Annotated in this window: 15 protein-coding genes and 2 pseudogenes; 3 read left to right on the top strand and 14 right to left on the bottom strand. The window is 56.8% G+C overall.

The window, feature by feature from the left end; genetic code table 11:
• Positions 1-629: 629 nt before the first annotated feature.
• From RHE_RS29935 to RHE_RS32560, 3 genes are all read right to left on the bottom strand, one after another.
• A complete protein-coding gene (locus RHE_RS29935) occupies positions 630-2,222 on the bottom strand; it encodes an IS66-like element ISRel15 family transposase (protein WP_011053350.1) in 1,593 nt (530 codons plus the stop codon).
• Positions 2,223-2,295: 73 nt separating this feature from the next.
• Complete coding sequence (gene tnpB / locus RHE_RS29930) at positions 2,296-2,640, bottom strand: IS66 family insertion sequence element accessory protein TnpB (protein WP_011053349.1); 345 nt, start codon at positions 2,638-2,640, stop codon at positions 2,296-2,298.
• Positions 2,637-2,984, bottom strand: a complete 348-nt coding sequence (locus RHE_RS32560; protein ID WP_092755364.1) for a transposase — start codon at positions 2,982-2,984, stop codon at positions 2,637-2,639. The genes tnpB and RHE_RS32560 overlap by 4 nt, the downstream gene beginning before the upstream one ends.
• Before the next feature lie 470 nt (positions 2,985-3,454).
• Here RHE_RS32560 and RHE_RS32555 point away from each other — a divergent pair, with 470 nt between their 5' ends.
• Positions 3,455-4,489 carry an AraC family transcriptional regulator gene (locus RHE_RS32555; protein ID WP_008534360.1) on the top strand — a complete coding sequence of 345 codons (1,035 nt, stop codon included), beginning with the start codon at positions 3,455-3,457 and terminating at the stop codon, positions 4,487-4,489.
• A gap of 70 nt (positions 4,490-4,559) precedes the next feature.
• Here RHE_RS32555 and RHE_RS29920 read toward each other — a convergent pair whose 3' ends face one another.
• The 3 genes from RHE_RS29920 to RHE_RS33080 all read right to left on the bottom strand — a co-directional run bounded on the left by RHE_RS29920 (position 4,560) and on the right by RHE_RS33080 (position 8,546).
• On the bottom strand, positions 4,560-4,745 hold the full coding sequence (locus RHE_RS29920; protein WP_004673279.1) for a hypothetical protein: 186 nt from the start codon (positions 4,743-4,745) through the stop codon (positions 4,560-4,562).
• Positions 4,746-5,266: 521 nt separating this feature from the next.
• Positions 5,267-7,276 (bottom strand): HAMP domain-containing methyl-accepting chemotaxis protein, encoded by a 2,010-nt coding sequence (locus RHE_RS29915; RefSeq protein WP_011053346.1) that lies wholly within the window; start codon positions 7,274-7,276, stop codon positions 5,267-5,269.
• 321 nt (positions 7,277-7,597) lie between these two features.
• A protein-coding gene (locus RHE_RS33080; RefSeq protein WP_076612137.1) for an IS630-like element ISRel6 family transposase occupies positions 7,598-8,546 on the bottom strand; the annotation gives its coding sequence in 2 pieces (ribosomal slippage) (positions 7,598-8,209 and positions 8,211-8,546; 948 coding nt in all).
• A 177-nt stretch (positions 8,547-8,723) separates the two neighbouring features.
• On the opposite strand from RHE_RS33080, the pseudogene RHE_RS32545 reads away from it, so the two are divergent.
• Positions 8,724-9,183 (top strand): annotated as a pseudogene (locus tag RHE_RS32545) (helix-turn-helix domain-containing protein); the annotation flags it as partial.
• Positions 9,184-9,719: 536 nt separating this feature from the next.
• A pseudogene (locus tag RHE_RS35030) lies at positions 9,720-10,189 on the top strand (reverse transcriptase domain-containing protein); the annotation flags it as partial.
• Positions 10,190-10,257: 68 nt separating this feature from the next.
• Here RHE_RS35030 and RHE_RS29890 read toward each other — a convergent pair.
• The 8 genes from RHE_RS29890 to RHE_RS29855 form a co-directional block, all read right to left on the bottom strand.
• Complete coding sequence (locus RHE_RS29890; protein WP_004668636.1) at positions 10,258-10,443, bottom strand: hypothetical protein; 186 nt, start codon at positions 10,441-10,443, stop codon at positions 10,258-10,260.
• 284 nt (positions 10,444-10,727) lie between these two features.
• Positions 10,728-12,215 (bottom strand): NAD-dependent succinate-semialdehyde dehydrogenase, encoded by a 1,488-nt coding sequence (locus tag RHE_RS29885; protein ID WP_008534338.1) that lies wholly within the window; start codon positions 12,213-12,215, stop codon positions 10,728-10,730.
• 23 nt (positions 12,216-12,238) lie between these two features.
• Complete coding sequence (locus RHE_RS29880) at positions 12,239-13,258, bottom strand: ABC transporter permease (RefSeq protein WP_004668632.1); 1,020 nt, start codon at positions 13,256-13,258, stop codon at positions 12,239-12,241.
• Between the two features lie 11 nt (positions 13,259-13,269).
• Positions 13,270-14,244 carry an ABC transporter permease gene (locus tag RHE_RS29875; RefSeq protein WP_008534336.1) on the bottom strand — a complete coding sequence of 325 codons (975 nt, stop codon included), beginning with the start codon at positions 14,242-14,244 and terminating at the stop codon, positions 13,270-13,272.
• A complete protein-coding gene (locus RHE_RS29870; RefSeq protein ID WP_011053341.1) occupies positions 14,241-15,794 on the bottom strand; it encodes a sugar ABC transporter ATP-binding protein in 1,554 nt (517 codons plus the stop codon). The genes RHE_RS29875 and RHE_RS29870 overlap by 4 nt, the downstream gene beginning before the upstream one ends.
• A 91-nt stretch (positions 15,795-15,885) precedes the next feature.
• Positions 15,886-17,052, bottom strand: a complete 1,167-nt coding sequence (locus RHE_RS29865; RefSeq protein ID WP_008534334.1) for an ABC transporter substrate-binding protein — start codon at positions 17,050-17,052, stop codon at positions 15,886-15,888.
• A gap of 25 nt (positions 17,053-17,077) precedes the next feature.
• Positions 17,078-17,974: an alpha/beta fold hydrolase gene (locus tag RHE_RS29860; RefSeq protein ID WP_004668623.1), complete on the bottom strand. Its 897-nt coding sequence runs from the start codon at positions 17,972-17,974 to the stop codon at positions 17,078-17,080.
• Positions 17,971-18,354, bottom strand: coding sequence for a hypothetical protein (locus tag RHE_RS29855; RefSeq protein WP_004668622.1), 384 nt, complete (start codon positions 18,352-18,354; stop codon positions 17,971-17,973). The genes RHE_RS29860 and RHE_RS29855 overlap by 4 nt, the downstream gene beginning before the upstream one ends.
• Positions 18,355-18,374: the final 20 nt, after the last annotated feature.

Genomic DNA, 18,374 nt, shown 5'->3' with positions numbered 1-18,374 from the left:
CCCGGTTGAGTTTGATGTGGTCTTTCCTGTTAGTCTTCTCTCGCCGCCACGTTCCGATTTGATCGCGCTTTTCGCGTTCGCGCGGCACAGACAACAGCACGCCTATGGCAGCACAAGCTGTTTGACCATCATCAGGTTTCGTCCTTAAGCTCTTCTTTTGCCCAATCAGACGCCCGGAGTCCGTACCCGCTAAGAAGAGCGCAAAGTCAACTCAATGCGACGAGGCGCGGCTTACGCATTGATATTTGCCGCGACCGCCTCGCTTAGTAGGCCAAAAGAACTCGTCGACGTCTTTGCGTCTCCGAGTGTTGAGCCTGGAGCGTGCCTCTCTTATACGTCATAACCGAAGTATGCTGATGCGCAGGTTAAGAGGACCAGCGCGTGGCGAAATCGTGGGGCCATCCTACAGCACAATCATTTTTCTCCGTGTCGACTCAACGGCCTCCAAGGTCGGTTGGCGTAGGTTCTCTCCCACTCATAGCACTCCCACCCTTCCCGTGACGGGCTGCGATCGAAAGCAGCCCGTCACCCCTCGCCTTGGGAGGCATCTTTAGATTGATTTGCCGTGCGGGAACTCCACTAGAACCGTGGCAGATTTCCCTGATGCGTAAACGGCAAGCTGAGACCGTTCAGCGCGCGTAATTCCACGGCATGAGTGCATCGAGATCGCTGCTCGGCCAGCCGTTGGCGATCCGCTCAAGTGTTTGGGTGAGCCAAGCCTGCGGGTCCACGTTGTTCATCTTCGCCGTCTGAAGGAGCGTGGCGATAGTCGCCCAGGTCCTTCCACCGCCATCGCTGCCGGCGAAGAGACTGTTCTTTCTCGTGATCGTCTGGGGCCTGATGGCACGCTCAACGATGTTGCTGTCGAGCTCGATGCGGCCGTCGGTAAGGAAGCGTTCGAAGATGGAGCGACGCGAGGTGGCATAGCGGATCGCTTCTGCGAGCTTCGACTTGCCGGAGATCCGCGGCAGGGTCTTTTGCCACAGGGCGAAGAGCTCAGTGACAACTGCAGCAGATGTCGCCTGACGTGCCGCGACACGCGCGTCAGGGCTCTGCCCCCGGGCCGCCGCTTCCACCTCCCAGAGCTTTGCCATCAATTCCACCGTCTCGCTGGCTATCTTGGAGCTGTCCGAGGCGTGGAGTTCGTAGAACTTGCGCCTGCTATGGGACCAGCAGCCGGCCAGCATCACGCCGTCATTGCCGCCGTCAGATCGGGCAAGCTTGTTGTAGGCACCATGCCCGTCCACCTGAAGGATACCGCGATAGCCATTCAGATGCCGGGCGACGCGATCGCCAGCGCGGCTATCTTCGAAGCGATAGGCGACCATCGGCGGGCCACTACCGCCAAAGGGTCTATCATCCCTCGCATAAGCCCATAGCCAGGCTGTCTTTGCCGATCCGGATCCGGGCGCGAGCGTTGGCAATGTCGTCTCGTCCGCAAAGATGCGCTCAGCCTTCTTGATCTCGGCGAGGATGTAGTCGGCCAGGATATCGAGCTCGTAGCCGAGCTTGCCCATCCATTGGGCCATCAGCTTCCGGTCAAGCTCAACCTTGTCGCGTGCATAGATTGCCTCCTGTCGATAGAGCGGAAGGCCATCTGCATACTTCGAGACAGCGATCTGGGCGAGAAGCGCTTCCGTTGGAATGCCACCCTCGATGATGTGCGCGGGCGCGGCTGCCTGGATGACGCCGTCTTCGTTCTTGAAGGCATACTTCGGCCGCCGGGTGACGATGACGCGGAACTTCGCCGGCACGACGTCCAGTCGCTCCGAGACGTCTTCTCCGATCAGCACCTTCTGTTTGCCGATGTGTTCGTGCAGTTCATCCGGCTCGATCACCACTTCGACTCGTTCCAGATGAGGTGCAAAGCCCTTGCGCGGCCGGGGTGCACGTTTCGCATCGGGATCAGCGGCACCCTTGTTTACCTTGGCTCGGATTGCCGAGATACCGGTCTCGATTTCCTCGAAGACAAAAGCCTGCTGCTCATCATCGATGCCCGGAGAGCCGAGCTTTTCCGATTGCCGGCCGAAGCGGGCGCGATCGAAGGCTTTCAGGATCTGGGTCAGTCGCTCGATGCGTTCGTCGGCATCGGCGTTTCTGGCTTTCAGGTCTGCGACCTCGCTCTCGAGAGCATCGGTGCGCGCTGCCTTCTCGGCCATGGCAAGGACCATGGCTTTCAGGGTCTCTACATCATCCGGGAGCTGTAGATCGGGCGGCGTCATGAGGCCTACCAGAGCACAATTTGCTCCGGTTTTCCTGCCTTTTCAGGCGGTTGATTCACTTCGCCGCAGCCCTTTACCCAACAATCTCCGGCGGCTTCACCGCCACTGAGCGCACCCGTTTCCAGTCCATGCCGTCAACGAGCGCCATGAGCTGAGCGTGATTGAGCTGCACCCGGTTGTGGCCGATCCGCGGCCAGCAGAACTGCGCCTTCTCCAACCGCTTGGAATAGAGGCAGACCCCTGATCCATCCCACCAGACGATCTTGACCCGGTCCGCCCGCTTCGCCCGGAAGACATAAAGCGAGCCATTGAACGGATCACTGCCGGCGTCGCGCACCAGCGACAGCAAACTGTCCGGCCCTTTACGAAAGTCGATGGGGTGACTGGCGAGGAAGACCTTTACACCTGCGGGGATCATGCTGAGCGAACTGCCCGGATGACACGCTGCAGATGAGCTTCGTCCACATCGGCGGGAGCGCGCACGACGACATCGCCAATCAGAACTTCGATTATCGCGCCGTCGGCAGATGGCGTGACTGCCTTATGACCGATCGGCGCTATGTTCTCCTTGTGAGAGCCCAGGGCGGCGCGACGCCAGCCAAACAGTTGTGACGGATGGATATCAAGCCGACGTGCGATCGCTGACACGCTCGAGCCAGGCTCGAGTGCCTCTGCAACTGCACGCGCTTTAAAATCGTCCGACCAGCGCCGCCGAAGCTGCCGAGGCGCGCCCTCAAATCGGTCCGCAACAGCCTCGATCATATGAAAAGTTCTAGTTCCAGAGCTAGGCGCAGACATAGAAGCTCACAGCAGTTCATCGTGTCCGCTACCGATAGCCGACCGCTAAGCTGCTTCGCCAGATGGGGTCTGCTTGTCGCTTACCCTGATGCTGCCTTGCCTTTGATCAGGAATAGCATTAACGTATATCAGACAATCTGTCAATCTGTTCGAGGCTTGTGGAAGCCAGTCATCGCATCATTAGAGGCTTCCCAACTGCAGCGCTGAAAAACTAGGAGGCCATCTCGAGCGGGAGAACGTGGATGTCGGTGCTGGTGATGATCCGCCATGACGAAAGCCTAGGGAATGAGAGATTCAACCGGCCTCCACAAAGGTCCGAATCGGTCATGTACGCGATCAAAATCGCTCGCACGCCATCCGGTCTCGAGCTTTGAAGGTTTGGAAAACTAGTCCCGGCATGTGCGAGTTGGTGTTCATAGATAGGTTTATATTGGATGACCGAAAGTTTGTTCAGCAAGCCCGATGAAGGGACCTTAGTGAAAGACAACTTTATCGAGGGCTCCGATCCCGAACGTCTTTTGCCTTTGATATCATCGCCCCTGGCGTCCTCTGACCTTGCTCAACACGACAGTAGATCGCTTAACTCTCGCTGCAGTCGAATTTCCCTTGATGGTTTTGGCGTTGCGGATGCCCATCATGAAGGGGCGTTCTCGGTCATGATAGATTCCCCAGTTGACGTCGTAACGGTCTTCCTGCCGGCGTCCGGGAATGCAGTCTTTCATTGGTCTGGGCAACAGGTAGAGTCGCCGCATGTTGCAAATGCTCCGCTGAATGCCCGACAAGATGGCATAAGATCTCAACTGTCATTGACGATCGATACGCAATCCTTGCGTGACAAGCTTTCTCGCATGCTCGATCGGACGATCAGCGGAAATCTGCAAATTCAGCCGACCCTTGATCTTGCATCGAGCGCGGGAACGCTCATGCGAGAACTAGCCCTGTCTGCCCATCGCGGCCTCAGTGCCGGGGGGGCTCTGCGACAATGCCCGTCGGCCTATAGCTCGCTCCTCGACGCGATAGAGTACCTTTTGATCGAAAGCTGTATGCATCGCTATACCGATGAACTTCGTCGTCCGTCTCCGTCTCCCACGCCTCGCCACGTGAAACGGGCAATGGAGTTTATGGAAGAGCATATGGCTCAACCCATTTCCCTTAACGATATCGCCGCTGCGGCCAAGGTCAGCGTGCGGACTTTGCAGCACGGCTTCCGACAATTTCGTAATACCAGCCCCACAATGCACCTCCGAGACTTGCGTATGTGCGCAGCTCGACAGGAACTGCTGCAAAACGGCGCTAAAATCAGCGTTTCGGAAATAGCGCTTAAGTGGGGCTTCACACACCTCGGCCGTTTTGCTGCAGAGTACAAGAGACGTTACGGCGAACTGCCATCTAAAACAGTGCATATGAGCGATGTTCTGCCGCATAGGCGATCTATGTGTGCTTCGCAGGCCTCTCCGCCCGAAAGCTGACCCGGAAATAGCCCTTCGCGATGGCGCTGTGGTTCGCAGCGCTCCACCGGGCTATACCATCGCTGCGCCCTTAATTTTTCGGTCTGTCGCCACAGACGGTCAGCAGCCGAGCGTACAGTGCTTCAAGGTGATTGGTGATTTGGATCATTTGCAGCCGCTCTTGCTCCAGGCGCTGCGACTGTGCATCTTCGTGGCTTTCTAAGTGGGTATCTGTCTTAGCCTGTTGCCCGAAATTGATTGCGATAACTTTGGACATCTTCGAACTCTCGTTGAATTTCGTTAATACTCCGCGTCTTGAAGGAAGACAGTCGCGGAAGGTGAAAAAGCAAAAGTCTGCTAGGCAGCTGCGATGCGTCCTGATTGGTGCCAAACCTTTGCTCAAAACTAAGGAAGCATTCCATCCCTTGTTCAAGCGGAGTGATTCCGTAGCTGAAGGTTGGGTCGAAGTCGCGCCTAAGTCCGAACCGGTTGGATCCGATCGCCGTTGATCGATAGAATGCCAGAGACCTGATCGACGACCGGGCCGATGATACCATCTGCTACCTCAACGACGACAATGGCGCTGTGGCTAGACCGATGGGATTGGTTATCTCGGCAGCAAGCTCTATCACCGGAATGACAGAACCGGCAGATCCCTGAACCGAGAACATGCGTTAGGGGCAGCGGCGTCGCCTCTGCTAACCCCCGGATTTCCGGGATCAACGTCGTCTTCATGCAGAACTGCTGGCTGCCAGATGGAAACCGATAATATCCTGCGGTGAATTATGACATGATTCATTAAAACTCTTCCCATTCCTTAGTCGCGACAGCGGCTGTAGTACGTCCGCCGAAGGCGCCGGCAAGCTTCTGGGAGAGGGCACGCGCTGGCGAGGCGGCCGGCTTACCGTTCTGGTGGGCAACACGCCGTACAACAGTCGAACCGTCGAGCCTGAAGCGCGCAATAAGCCGCGCCAGATTGGAAGCCTCATCCGCCAACCGGTTGGTGGCCGCCGTCGATTCTTCCACCATCGCCGCATTCTGCTGGGTCGTCTGATCCATCTGGTTGACCGCAGTGCTGACTTCCGCCAGCCCGGTCGATTGCTCTCGTGCCGCCGTCGAGATCGTATGAACGTGCTCGTTCACCTTGATCACGTGGCCTCGGATTAGACCAAGGGCATCGCCTGTGGCCGTTACCAGCCTGACCCCAGTTTTGACCTCGTCGCCGGACCGGTTGATCAGCGCCTTGATATCCTTGGCGGCAGTGGCGGAGCGCTGTGCCAGTTCACGCACCTCCTGAGCCACAACGGCGAAACCCTTTCCAGCGTCACCCGCACGCGCCGCCTCGACGCCGGCGTTAAGGGCCAAAAGATTGGTCTGGAAGGCGATCTCGTCAATGACGTTAATGATCTGGCCGATTTCATCCGAGGCCTGCTCGATGCGGCCCATGGCGGCGACCGCGTCTTTGACAACCGCGCTCGACTGCTCGGTGCTTCTGCGTGCCTCATCGACCATATGGCTGGCTTCCGTGGCTCTTTCTGTCGAGCTTTTTACCGCCACCGTGATTTCCTCAAGCGCCGAAGAGGTCTCCTCCAGGGCCGCGGCTTGCTGTTCCGTGCGCTTTGAAAGGTCGCCTGAGGCGATGCGCATCTCGCCGGCTCCGCCGTTGATCGTGTCGACGGCGGAGCGAACCTCGCCTAATACGGATCGAAGGGCTGCCATGGTGGCGTTGACATTACTCTTCAGTTCACCAAAGGCTCCCTGAAACTCGCCGCACATGTTTTCCGTCAGATCCCCATCGGCAAGCGCTGAGATAACTCGGCGAGTTTCGGCGATGCCCCGGTCAACAGAGGTGACCAGCTCGTTGACGCTTCCTGCAAAACGGTCGAGAGCCGCATCGCCGTATTTCTTGGTGATGCGATGGGTGAAGTCACCGGCTACGGCGGCTGACACCACCTCGGCAATGCTCGACTGCAAGTCGGCGCTCTTGGCCTGCAACGCGGCCTCCTGCGCGTTCAGATCGCGGGCCTTGATGCTGTTTTGCTTGAATACCTCAACGGCTCTCGACATCTTGCCGATTTCGTCGGCGCGCATTGCGAAAGGAACCTCAGTGTCGAGATTACCATCTGCCAGTACGCCCATCGTGGTAGTCAACCGCGAGATCGGATCGGTAATCTTCCGGATGCAGTAAAGCAGGGCTATAATGCCCGTCGTAGTTGCCAGCGCCATGGCAAGAATGGTGACCAAAACCGTCGATGAAACGGCGCCCATCGTGTTTCCGACGGCCGCGACTCCACCACGCTTGTTAACTGCGACATCCTGGTCAAGGAGCGCTCCGCTATCATTATACAGTTTCGTCGTGGCGTCACTCGTTAGAAGAGCAAATGCTTCATCCTTCTTGCCTGCCTGCATTAGTTTAACAATCCGCTCGCCATCCTCCTGATATTGCGTCCACAAAGCGGAGAACGCGTCATAGGCCTGACGCTCCTCGCCGGATGTCACCATCGGCTCATATTCACCACGGGCATTCGCGAGATCCTCCATCTTCTGGCGGAAGGTGGTGATATTATGCGCAAGGCTCGTCGAATCTGATGAGTTTGTCACCAGCCTGAACTGCAGGATGCGGTAGTCCGCGGTGATCGTATTGATCCGATTTATCACATCGATCGATGGCAGCCAGTTGCTGGCAACTTCGGATATATTGCTCCTAATGGACAGCAGCTTGACGATACTCACGATGCCCTGGCCCGCCGCGAGAAGAGAGAGCAGAACAAATATCAAAGATAAAGCGAGTCTAATGGACTTGGGCATAAAGGCAAACCTTTTAGGTGAGGTGGACGATCGACTTGTCTACTCAAATCTTCCAATTGCCGTTTCATTCATTCGAACGGCAGATCAATCTTGTGGGTCTGTGACATAGCTGAGAATACCTATTGGTTGCGTTGGTTAATGAAGCCTTTCCTGCCCGTCTCGAATGCAAAAAGACGACGTTTTAAGGATAGTCAGGCGTCCAATGGATCGTCCGCGCTTACAAGGAGGATGCAGCCGGCAAAATTTTATTTGGCGCCGTTCGAAGAGCATCATCGTTTTCAGCAACCGAGTTTCGCCCCGCCACGAGCGACCTAGAGCCTTTCATGTTTTGACGGAAGCGTAGCCAGCATTTGAGAAGTAGTTGGCGCATTCCTCTGGCTTGATAGTGTCGGCGAGTATGCCCAGATAGCGCCAGGTTTCCTCGATGGTTCGCTTTTGGGCCTGGCGCATCCAGTGCTTGATCTTGGCGAAGGCCTGCTCGATCGGGTTAAGGTCGGGGGAATATTTCGGCAGGAACCAGAGCCTGGCGCCGACGGCCCTGATGGCATCGCGGATGGCCTTGGCTTTGTGAGAGCCGAGATTATCGAGGATGACGATGTCGCCAGGTTTGAGGGTCGGGATCAACTGCTGGCGGACATAGGCGTGAAAGCATTCGCCATTGATGGGACCGTCGAAGACGCAGGGTGCAGTGAGCTTGTCGCAGCGTAGGGCGCCGAGGAAGGTGAGGGTGCGCCAGCGGCCATGCGGGGCAAAGCCGCGTAATCTTTTGCCCCTCGGCCCCCAGCCGCGTAACGGCGCCATGTTGGTGCGGATCCAGGTCTCGTCAATAAAGACGAGCCGCTTCGGATCGAAGCGGTCTTGCCAGGCTTTCCAGCGAGCTCTGCGGCGGGCAATGTCGGCGCGGCCCTGCTCAAGGGCGAACAGCGTTTTTTTTAAAGCTCAAGCCCTCGCGGCGCATGAATTGCCAGATGGCATTGTGGGAGACGCTCACACCGCGGGCGGCTAACTCATCCTTCAGCCGATGTAGCGTCAGATGTGATGTCTGCTCGATCTGCTCGACAATGAAGGCGCGGTGCGGCTCCAGCACACGTCGGCGATGGCCGCCCATCTTACCGGGCGACACACTACCGGTGGCCCGATAACGCTGCGACCACTTCACCACGGATGAGATAGCTATGTTGAACCGCTCCGCCACCACCCGGCAGCTCTGACCGTCCACAACCGCTGCAATGACTCGCTCGCGAAGATCATTCGAATAGGGTCGCGTCATGGATGCTGGCCTCCATTCCAGCATCCATCATGAATCACAAATCTGCTGATTTGGGAATCCCGCACCGATTCCGATAAGAAATGATCCGCTCTAGAGCAAGTCCTGCGATCGATGAATCGATTGTGATGTGACGGCGTCCATCGAAGCTGATTCAACTCCACAGAGAAGAGGTGGATGATGGGACAGGCCCTGAGCGATGATCTTCGAATACGGGTTTTGAAAGCGTCTGCGGCGGGCATGTCGGCTCGACAGGCTGCGGCTCGTTTCGGAGTTGGGATTTCGACGGCGATCCGCTGGATTGCAAGAGCGAAAGAGGGTGAGCTGACTGCTCGGCCACAGGGCTGGAGACGACCTTCGGCAGTGGATGCACACGAGGAATTCGTTGTCGCGTTGATCAACGAGCGTAGGGATGTGACGCTCGATGAGATGGTTGAGCGCTTGTCCGTCGAGCGGCAGGTGAAGATCAGCCGCAGCGCACTTGGCGCTTGGCTTCGAAGCCGTGGGTGGACCTTTAAAAAAGACCGCACACGCACTGGAGCAGGACCGACCGGACGTCCTGAAGCGCCGGCGCGCCTGGTTCGATGGTCAATTGGACCTCGATCCGGAGAAACTGATCTTCATCGACGAAAGTGTGCTGCAGAGGCACGGAAGGAGTTCAGTGTGAGCTAACCCCGTAACGTGAAGCTGCGTGAATGATGGAGGATGGCCCTCCGGGATCGGCTTTCAGGAGCGGGTCTCAAACCAGTCCGAGCTGCTGCGGTAAAGAGCCGTGGTGGTGAGCGCCGGATGAAAAGTTCGGACGAGATCCGAGCAGGTGCGTGTCCGAAGACGAACGAAAGTGAACCCTCCGAAGACGCGCCGTTATGAATATAAGCGTCGTCGAAACCAGGACTGTTTCGTCATCCTGGGACAAGTCCGCCGGGTGCCTGATGATTGGGCGGGCGGCGACCGGCGTAGAGGGGGCGTGAGTTGGACACAGGCTTTCACCCGGAACTGCAGGAACCAGGCTCCTGATGCCAAGGGAGAAGCCCAAGCGGAGAAACCGTAAGGCGAGAGTACCGATGCAGGAGACTGGGGCGGACCGATCCGTATGAGCGTTGAGGGCCCTGTAATGGGGCAGGAGCAAAGGGATCGGATCAGGTGGTCGTATTGTTTGGAACAACTGGAAACAGGATGACTTCGATAGGTACGACAGACAAGCCGTTTCGGATTGAGAAGCGGCAAGTGTACGAAGCTTACAAAGCGGTCAAAGCCAACCGTGGTGCAGCCGGGTGGACGGTGAGACCCTGGAGATGTTTGACAAAGACCTTGCGAGAAATCTCTACAAGATCTGGAACCGGCGGTCAGTGATCGGATCGCGCAGATGGTGGTCAAGCAGATGATTGATCCGGAATCCGACATCAAAGCTGTTCGACAATCTTCCGCATGATCTCTTGCTGAAGACGGTCAGAAAAGACGTTAAATGCAACTGGGCTCTGCTCTACATCGAAAGATGGTTGACCGCGCCTATGGAAAAGAACGGAGAAGTCATTGAGCGGATGCGTGGTACCCCGCAAGGGGGCGTGGTCAGCCCGATCCTATCGAATCTCTTCCTGCATTACGCGTTTGACGTCTGGATGACCCGGACGCATCCGGATCTACCATAAAGGCCTGGCGCCGGCGAAGATCGGCGGCTACGTCAAACCGACACTGAGGGTGCGGCCGCCGACAACTACACCTTGACGCGTCGCTGGTTGACGCGAATGGCTTTCGCTTGACCCTCCACGCTGGCACGTGCAGCATCGTCGGCCTGATCGATTTCAGGACGAACGCGTGCATCGATCGGGTGGTGATCATGCTCCTGCTCAGGACTCCGATACGTTGAAACGACAACGCCACGGTGCAACAGCTCGTTCATGTCGTGTTACCTCTTCGAAGGCTACAAGCTATCTGGGAAAGACTTACCTTGTAGGGCATTGGCGGAAGGATCGACAATCGAAAAGACAGGCAGAAATCTCGTCTGCAAGGCCGGCCCCAGAAGGGGTCGGAAGGGAAGATCCGTAGGACAGCTCCCGCGAAACCTCTAGAAAAGTCCAGCCTTTTGAGACCTCGCAACCGGCGGAGAGGATGTTGCTGTCCTGCCTCTATTCAACAGACCTCTCCCCCTTTAAGTTCAGTCGGCGAGCGACCCTTGGGCGATCGCTATGCGCCGATCCCGCCCATGCAGACGTATTTCATGGATAAGAAGTCATCCATTCCGTACTTTGAGCCCTCTCGGCCGAAGCCGGATTGCTTGACGCCGCCGAATGGCGCTAATTCGGTGGAAATCAGACCCGTGTTCACGCCAACCATGCCGTATTCCAGCGCCTCTGTGACCTTCCAAACGTTCCTGAGGTCGTTGGCGAAAAAGTAGGCTGCCAAGCCGAATTCCGTATCGTTCGCGAGTTCGATGACTTCCTCGACAGTATCGAACTTGAACACCGGAGCCAGAGGCGCGAAGGTTTCCTCACGCGCAACCTTCATATCCTTTGTGGCACCCGAGAGAAGCGTTGGTTGGACGAACGTGCCTCCGCGAGCATCGCGGTCACCACCAACCACGACAGTCGCACCCTTGGTCACAGCGTCATCGATATGACCATAGAGCTTTGCTACCGCTTCATCGTTGATCAACGGGCCGATCGTCGCCCCGCTCTCAAACCCGTCAAGAACCTGCAAGGCACTCACGCGCATTGCCAGCTTCTCGACGAACCTGTCATGGATCCCGCTCTGTACGTAAATACGGTTCGCGCACACGCAGGTTTGACCCGCGTTACGAAACTTAGAAAGCATAGCCCCCTCGACCGCCTGGTCGAGATCTGCATCGTCGAAAACGATAAACGGCGCATTGCCGCCGAGTTCCAGGCTCAGCTTCATGATCTTCTGGGCGCCTTGCGCCATCAAGATACGGCCAACTTCGGTCGAACCGGTGAAGGTCAGTTTCTTGACGACCGGGTTGGAGCAGACCTCCTCGCCAAACATTCTTGCATTATCCGTCGGGAGGACGCTGAACAAGCCATCGGGTATTCCGGCACGCTCCGCGAGGATCGCCAATGCAAGCGCCGATAACGGAGTCTCGGCAGCAGGCTTGAATACGATCGCGCAGCCGGACGCGAGCGCCGGCGCGATCTTGCGGCACACCATCGCCGACGGAAAGTTCCAAGGAGCGATGGCGGCCACAACGCCAACCGGCTGCTTGATGACAAGCAGTCGCTTGTCGGCCTGGTGACCTGGAATGGTGTCACCATAGACACGCTTGGCTTCCTCACCGAACCATTCGATGTAGGAAGCGCCGTAAGCAATCTCGCCACGCGCTTCCGCCAGTGGCTTGCCCATTTCCGATGTCAGAATTACGGCCAGGTCTTCAGCGTTAGCTACCACCTCTTCGTAGAACTTCCGCATGATCAGCGAGCGTTCCTTCGCCGAAACCTTAGCCCACTTCTTCTGTGCAGCCTTTGCAGCATCGATAGAGGCTCGCACTTCAGCAAGGCCAGCGCTAGGCAAAGAGGCAAGGACGTCCATCGTGGAGGGGTTTAGCACGTTGATGCGTGTGCCGTTTACCCCTTCGCTCGACCACTTTCCTCCAACCAGCATCTGCTCGCGAACGAGAGTCTGGTCCTTTAAACGGCCTAGCAGGGTGCTGGAGATTGCCATGGATCTTCCTTTCTATGCATTGATCATATCTGATTTCGAATGTGTGGTGACCGTGCGTATATCGCGACCATCGGAACGATGAGCAGACCGACGACAGCCTGCTGCGCCGGAAAGTTCAGTCCGAGGCCAACTAGAAGCGAGGTCAGTACAGTCAGGACAAGAACACCGAGCACTGTCGCGCCATAGCCGCCCGCCCCACCAAGAAGCGACGTCCCTCCAATCACCACCGCTGCTACGGTGGTGAAAAGATAAGGGTCGCCCACGCCGACGAAGCCACCACCGGAAAACCCTAGTAGCAGCATGCCCGTGATTGCAGACATGGCACCGCTGACGCTATGGATGACGGTCCAGACCTTGAATTCGGAGATTCCGAGGCGGGCGGCCGCCGTCCGGCTTCCGCCGACGGCGTAAATGCTGCGGCCAAACCAGGTGTTGTACATGAACCATCCAAGCGCGATGGCGACGATAGCCCAGATCACGATGACCGGAGGCAGCGACAGGCCGAAAAACTTTCCGTTGAACGCCGAAATGTTCCTCAGCCATTCGGGTACCGGAGCAAACACTGTACCACCAAACGCCGAGCCGAGTGAGGTGTAGATCTGGACCGCACCGACGGCCGCGAAGCCAACTCCGAGCGACATGATCAGCGCTTGCCCTTGGAGACGGAAGCTCAGGGCGCCATTGGCGGCCCCGACAAGCGCACCGAGGAGCATGACAACCAGCATCGCGAGGGGAGCGGGAATACCTGCGACCATAAGGCTGGGAAGGAGGATGTTCGCGCCTCCAATAATATATGGTATCGAAAGATCGAGCGCACCGACCAGAGCGCACAGGGTCTGGCCAATGGAGGCAAGCCCCAGAAACGCTGCGAGAAGAAGGATTGAACGCGCGTTTTGGGATGATACGAAGCCGGGGACCAGCAATGCACCGAGTGCTAAGAGAGAGGCCAGAAGAACAAAGCCAATGACGATGCTCCGATGAGCCTTGAGCGGGTTAGACTTCTGAGCCGATTTGATTTCGGAATTCATAACTGTCGCGACCATTATCTTGCTCCTTACACAACCGCGCGGCGACTGATGACAAAGACGTTCACGAGAAGTGATCCGACGAGGATTAAGCCGAATGCCATCTGGGTAACGAACCCCGAAACCGTGCCGAAGTTGAAGGTGGAGAGGAGATAGGAGATGAGGAACATGTTGATCGCGCCAAGCGTAGATCCAAGTGCTCCACCACGACCACCGGAGAGGCTCGCACCTCCGAGAACCAGGGCCGTAACAGCCTGAAGGGTGTAGGTGCTGCCCTGCGTCGGATCACCAGAGGAGATCAGCGCCGTGTAGCTGAGGGCGGCAAGTCCAGCGAATGCTCCACCAACAACGTGGGCGATGATGCGGACTGCGTCCACTCGAACGCCGCTCGTATACGCCATGCGCTCATCCGCACCCGTCATGCGAAGGTTGCGGTAAAACATCGTCCCCCTGAGAAGGAGCCATAATGCATACGCTGCAACCAGCAACAGCAAAACAGGTGACATGATGTCGGTCCCCGCCCCCCAGCTAAGCATCCAGTCGGGCGCGACTCCACCCGGTCGGGACATCACCATCAGGTTCAACCCGGAGAGGACAAGAAAACCCGACAGCGTAACGATTATCGGAGCGACACGCACATAAATGATAACCAGCGCCTGGAGTAGCTGGAATGCCGCTCCCAGGCCGACTGCCCATACTATCACTGCGATAGGGTTGGTAATTCCGTTACCCACAAGCCAGGTAATAAGGGTAACGTTGATGAACCCCATCAAGGGGCCAACTGAAAGGTCCACTGCTCCACGACCCGCCATGACAATGGGGGTGAGGGCAAGCGCCGTTAGAATCAAGGGCGTGGCGACAAGGATTGCACCTGCGAGGCCGTTGTTCGTGAATAGCCCGTGTCCGCGTAGGGCAACGGCGACCAAAAGGACAATGAATAGGCCGGCCGGCACGAAGAGGGAACGGTCCTGGGTGATTTGACGGAATGCGATTCCAGACATCATGCAGTCCTTTCCAGATCGAACTCGATGGAGGCGTTTGGCGATTTTCCAAACATTGCGGCCAAGATTGGCTCTTCCGCTATGTCCTCGCCTGCTAGCGACCGGAAAAGCCTTCCAGCAAAGAAGACGTCGACGCGGTCCGCAAAGCCGATGAACTCTTCGATTTCGCTTGATAGATAAATCACGCTGCCACCCTTCTCCGTGAACAGGCGCAGTTCGCGGTAGAGATCGCGCTTCGTTCCGAGGTCGACACCGCGAGCGGGATCGTTAAGGACGATGACGGACGGTTCGTTTGCAAAGGCACGGCCGATCAAAACTTTTTGCTGATTTCCGCCCGACAGTGAGGTGATCTTGTTCGCCGGACTTCCAATCTTAATCCGGAGCCGATCCACCTCGCGTTTGAACATGGGTTTGAGGCCGGCCTTATTGATTATACCAAGAGGACCGAGGTTCTTGCGATAGACGCCGATGGCAAGATTTTCGAAGATGCTCTGCTGAGGGAAGATACCTTCACGCTTGCGGTCGCCGGAAATATACGAGATTCCTGCTTTGGTAGCGTCTTCGAGCGATGCGACCTTTTTCATTCTCTCGGTGCTGGATGACCAGACTTGGACATTACCACCAAAAGGCTGGATGATACCCGCAACGGCGCGTACGAAAGCGTCCTGCCCCTGCCCGTCGAGTCCTGCAACACCGATGATCGCTCCTTTCGGTAGATCGAAATCGAAGGGCGCTGCCGCGCTGTGAGTAACGAGGTCTCTTACCGCTACCACGGCCGGCGCGGCGGCGCCTACTTGCTTTGATTTGAACGCCTTCGCGTCGTATGCGTTTCGGTCCGCGGGCGTCATCATTGAAAGCAGGTTCTCTTCAGTTATTTCATGCTTCTCGAGCGTACCAATCGTGACGCCGTCGCGAAGGATCGTGGCTCGATCGGCGATGCGGACAAGTTCAGCGATCCGATGCGTTACGATCAGCACGGTCGCACCTTCCCTACGGAGACGATCAATTTCCTCGTGGAGGCGGATCGTGGAATCGAGGTCTAATGCCGCAGACGATTCATCGAGGATGAGGACCTTCGGCCTGCGCAAGACCGCTCGCGCAATAACTATCCATTGCTTGACGCTCAGAGGCAATGCCCCAACGTTCTGATCGAGATCCACGGGCTTGCCGACGAGGCGTTTCAGGATCTCCTCAGCCTCGGTACGCCGACCACTGCCGCCCTGCGAGCGGAAGATGCCGTCGCGCCCGACATACAGGTTTTCCAATACACTGGCCTCGTCGGCCACCAGCACTTCCTGGAAGATCGTTGTCAGCCCGATGCGCTTGGCGTCAGTCGGAGTCGAAATCTCTTCTCCAAGGACCGAAACGCTCCCGGAATCTGGGTGCAACACTCCAGACATGATCTTCGCCATCGTGCTTTTGCCACTTCCATTCTCTCCGACGATGGCGTGCACTTCTCCGGCCCGGGCTTCAAAATCACACTTCTTTAAGGCCTTAGTCTCGCCGAAAGACTTGGCAACATTGATCAACTTGATCGTAGTTTGGTTTTGCATCGGAGATCCTCTAATCCCAACGGCCGCGCGAGGCGGTCCTCCCACAAGAGAAACTTCTGTCCGGTGGCAAGACCCACCGGGCAGAACAGTTTCACTTCGACACAGGCTTCCAGGGATCAGCCGGGCGTTCGAAGTAGTCTGCAGCAATCGCAGCAGGAAACCACCCGTCCGCCTTGGGCTCCACGAAGTCTGTCGAGTTCAAGTCGCAATCTTCTGGTATTGCCGCGCGGACTTCATCGATGGTGTAAGGCAAGACGGGTCGAAGGAAGGACTGAACCTTAGGGCCTTGTCCCTCCAATGTGCGGAGCATGATCTCCCACATCTGTTGCATCTCGCGACGCGGCGGCCAAATATGGAAACTCCTGTCCACAAACTCGGGGTTCTTGCGCCAGTAGCACGCGGCGGAAGCTTCCCCCCCGAGAGTAATCGGGATCATGTCTCGACCTGACTGCAGCATTGCGTTGAGAACGCCGTTCTCTTGGGCCCCCTGCGTGAGGATCCCATCAATCTTCGTCGGGTTCGTCGCAAGAAACTTCTGAACTTCGACCTGGGCCACCTGGTCGGTCCACTTCCCTGCAACTTCACCGACGATCTTTATGTCGGGGTACTTAGCAAGTGCTTCCTTAGCCGCTTTGTCAAAGCTGTCCGAAGAAGCGAAACCGGGAATACCAGAAACGAGAAGGATATTGCCCTTCTTTCCTATTTTTTCCGCCAGCCACGTCGCCATCTCGGCACCGCCCTGCGCGTGATTGGCCGCGCCATTGATGGCGTATGGCGACGTCACGTAGCCCGAAAATGAGAACACCGGCACACCGGCTTTGTAGGCATATTCGATCGTCTGATTAAGAGCCGTGACGTTCGAGCAGCAGATGATGATTGCATCGACGCCTTCGTCCACCATCTGACGCATCTGCTGGATCTGAACGGCGTCTTTAAGATCCGACTGGGTGACCACGACATCAGACACCAGGCCCGCAGCCTTTGATCGCGGTAAAAGATCGCTCATGACCGCATCGAGAGCTGCGGCTCGCCAGGTGTTGCCAGCGTAGCTGCTTGCATAGCCGATCTTCCACGGAGGACCCTTTTTGGGCTTGAAGTCTTTGTAGGCGCTCGCCCCCAATGGAATCTGCGGATCTACAGTTTCATAGATCTTCTTTTCTGTAGCCGGTAGCTGATCGACACCATCCGCGTAAGCGGTTGTCGCCAGGGCGCTAACCGAGATCAGCGCCCCAAGTGTGACATTCAGAATGCACCTCATTGAAGTTCTCCTCCCGAGAAAAGGATCAGGCAACCTTAGACCGAGCTGCTGATGACTGTTGGATCTCCTCAAGAATCGGCAACAGATACTTCCGGAACTCGCTATAGTCCTCAGTAACGGGAAAATGTCCGAGCTTTTCCATTGTCCAAAACTTGGAGCCTTTGACCAGGTCTGCAGCAATCTTGGTATCGGCCGGGGACGTGTTTGGATCGTATTCGCCCGTGAGGAAGTATAGCATACATTTCGACGTATCGATTTTGCTGGCTTCCTCTGGCGACACATCGTGGTCGTAGTAGTAGTAATAAAGATCACCCGCGAAGATTCCCGGTCCACCGCAGCTGTATTCCCACTGGATTTCACGGACATTCGCTTCTGGCGAGTACGGTGAGATATTCAGCATCATCGCCGCACCGATGGAGGTGCGATTGACGTTTGGATTGTCGAACTCCCTGCGGATGCCAGCCATACCGACGTCGACGTACTCCGCCGCCGAGCGCAACGCACCTTCGACCGAGATCGTGGCGCGGAAGTTGTCCGGATAGTTCGATGCCAGGTCGATCGCGAGATGGCCGCCCATGGAGCTGCCCAAATAAACGGGGCGGTCTAGGTCGAGCGCTTTTGAGAGTTCGAGCTGGAAGTCCATCATGAACTTCTTGGTCATGTTGTATTCCTTCTCCCACCAGCGAACGCCGTAGGGGGGAAGGGACTTGCCGTGATACGGCAGATCGAACGCGATGACGCGAAAATTTTTTGTCACGTCGGAATCGCAAAGCATATGACGGTATTGGCGACCGTCGGACCCTGCCGTATGACCGACGAGAAGCGGAATCCCCTGGCCCGCTTCTTCGTAATAGACGCGGTACTCGATACCTTCTACGGTGAGATAGAGATAACGGCCGATAATGGGGTCAAACTTGGTCATGCTGCTGCTCCTTCAGAACGGGCATTGCGCATCAGGGTGGTCATGCGGTTGAGAGCAGGCAGATACGCGAAGGTTTCGTTGTTACTGCTAAGGTAGAGGCCATGCTTGATGTTTGATGACTGCAAGCACTGATAAAACGGCAAGGGTTTGTGCTGAAGCAGCGCCTCCCACTGTGAACCGGTCCCGCGTATGACGATAGTGCACTTGTCGTCGTCGTATTCGGCCTCTTCCACCTTTAGCAACGTACCGTCCTCGAAATGAAGCGCTACACTGCGGGTAGGGAAATCGCATTTTAATATACCGTTAAGATAACGAGTTTCGCGCTTGAACTCGAAATCCTCCCGCACGAATTCTATGAATTTCTTGAGATCTATCGCCATTTTAGGCTCCTCCCTTGTTG

Origin of the sequence: Rhizobium etli CFN 42 (assembly GCF_000092045.1) — a bacterium.
Classification (GTDB): domain Bacteria; phylum Pseudomonadota; class Alphaproteobacteria; order Rhizobiales; family Rhizobiaceae; genus Rhizobium; species Rhizobium etli.
This window is presented reverse-complemented; position numbering and strand designations above follow the sequence as displayed.

Bases quoted from the DNA above. Each gene is read 5' to 3' on its own strand.
- RHE_RS29920 (WP_004673279.1), bottom strand. From the start codon at position 4,745: ATGTCCAAAGTTATCGCAATCAATTTCGGGCAACAGGCTAAGACAGAT.
- RHE_RS29870 (WP_011053341.1), bottom strand. From the start codon at position 15,794: ATGCAAAACCAAACTACGATCAAGTTGATCAATGTTGCCAAGTCTTTC.
- RHE_RS29885 (WP_008534338.1), bottom strand. From the start codon at position 12,215: ATGGCAATCTCCAGCACCCTGCTAGGCCGTTTAAAGGACCAGACTCTC.
- RHE_RS29935 (WP_011053350.1), bottom strand. From the start codon at position 2,222: ATGACGCCGCCCGATCTACAGCTCCCGGATGATGTAGAGACCCTGAAA.
- RHE_RS29915 (WP_011053346.1), bottom strand. From the start codon at position 7,276: ATGCCCAAGTCCATTAGACTCGCTTTATCTTTGATATTTGTTCTGCTC.
- RHE_RS29865 (WP_008534334.1), bottom strand. From the start codon at position 17,052: ATGAGGTGCATTCTGAATGTCACACTTGGGGCGCTGATCTCGGTTAGC.
- RHE_RS29880 (WP_004668632.1), bottom strand. From the start codon at position 13,258: ATGGTCGCGACAGTTATGAATTCCGAAATCAAATCGGCTCAGAAGTCT.
- RHE_RS32555 (WP_008534360.1), top strand. From the start codon at position 3,455: ATGACCGAAAGTTTGTTCAGCAAGCCCGATGAAGGGACCTTAGTGAAA.
- RHE_RS29860 (WP_004668623.1), bottom strand. From the start codon at position 17,974: ATGACCAAGTTTGACCCCATTATCGGCCGTTATCTCTATCTCACCGTA.
- RHE_RS29890 (WP_004668636.1), bottom strand. From the start codon at position 10,443: ATGAACGAGCTGTTGCACCGTGGCGTTGTCGTTTCAACGTATCGGAGT.
- RHE_RS29855 (WP_004668622.1), bottom strand. From the start codon at position 18,354: ATGGCGATAGATCTCAAGAAATTCATAGAATTCGTGCGGGAGGATTTC.
- RHE_RS32560 (WP_092755364.1), bottom strand. From the start codon at position 2,984: ATGATCGAGGCTGTTGCGGACCGATTTGAGGGCGCGCCTCGGCAGCTT.
- RHE_RS29875 (WP_008534336.1), bottom strand. From the start codon at position 14,244: ATGATGTCTGGAATCGCATTCCGTCAAATCACCCAGGACCGTTCCCTC.
- tnpB (WP_011053349.1), bottom strand. From the start codon at position 2,640: ATGATCCCCGCAGGTGTAAAGGTCTTCCTCGCCAGTCACCCCATCGAC.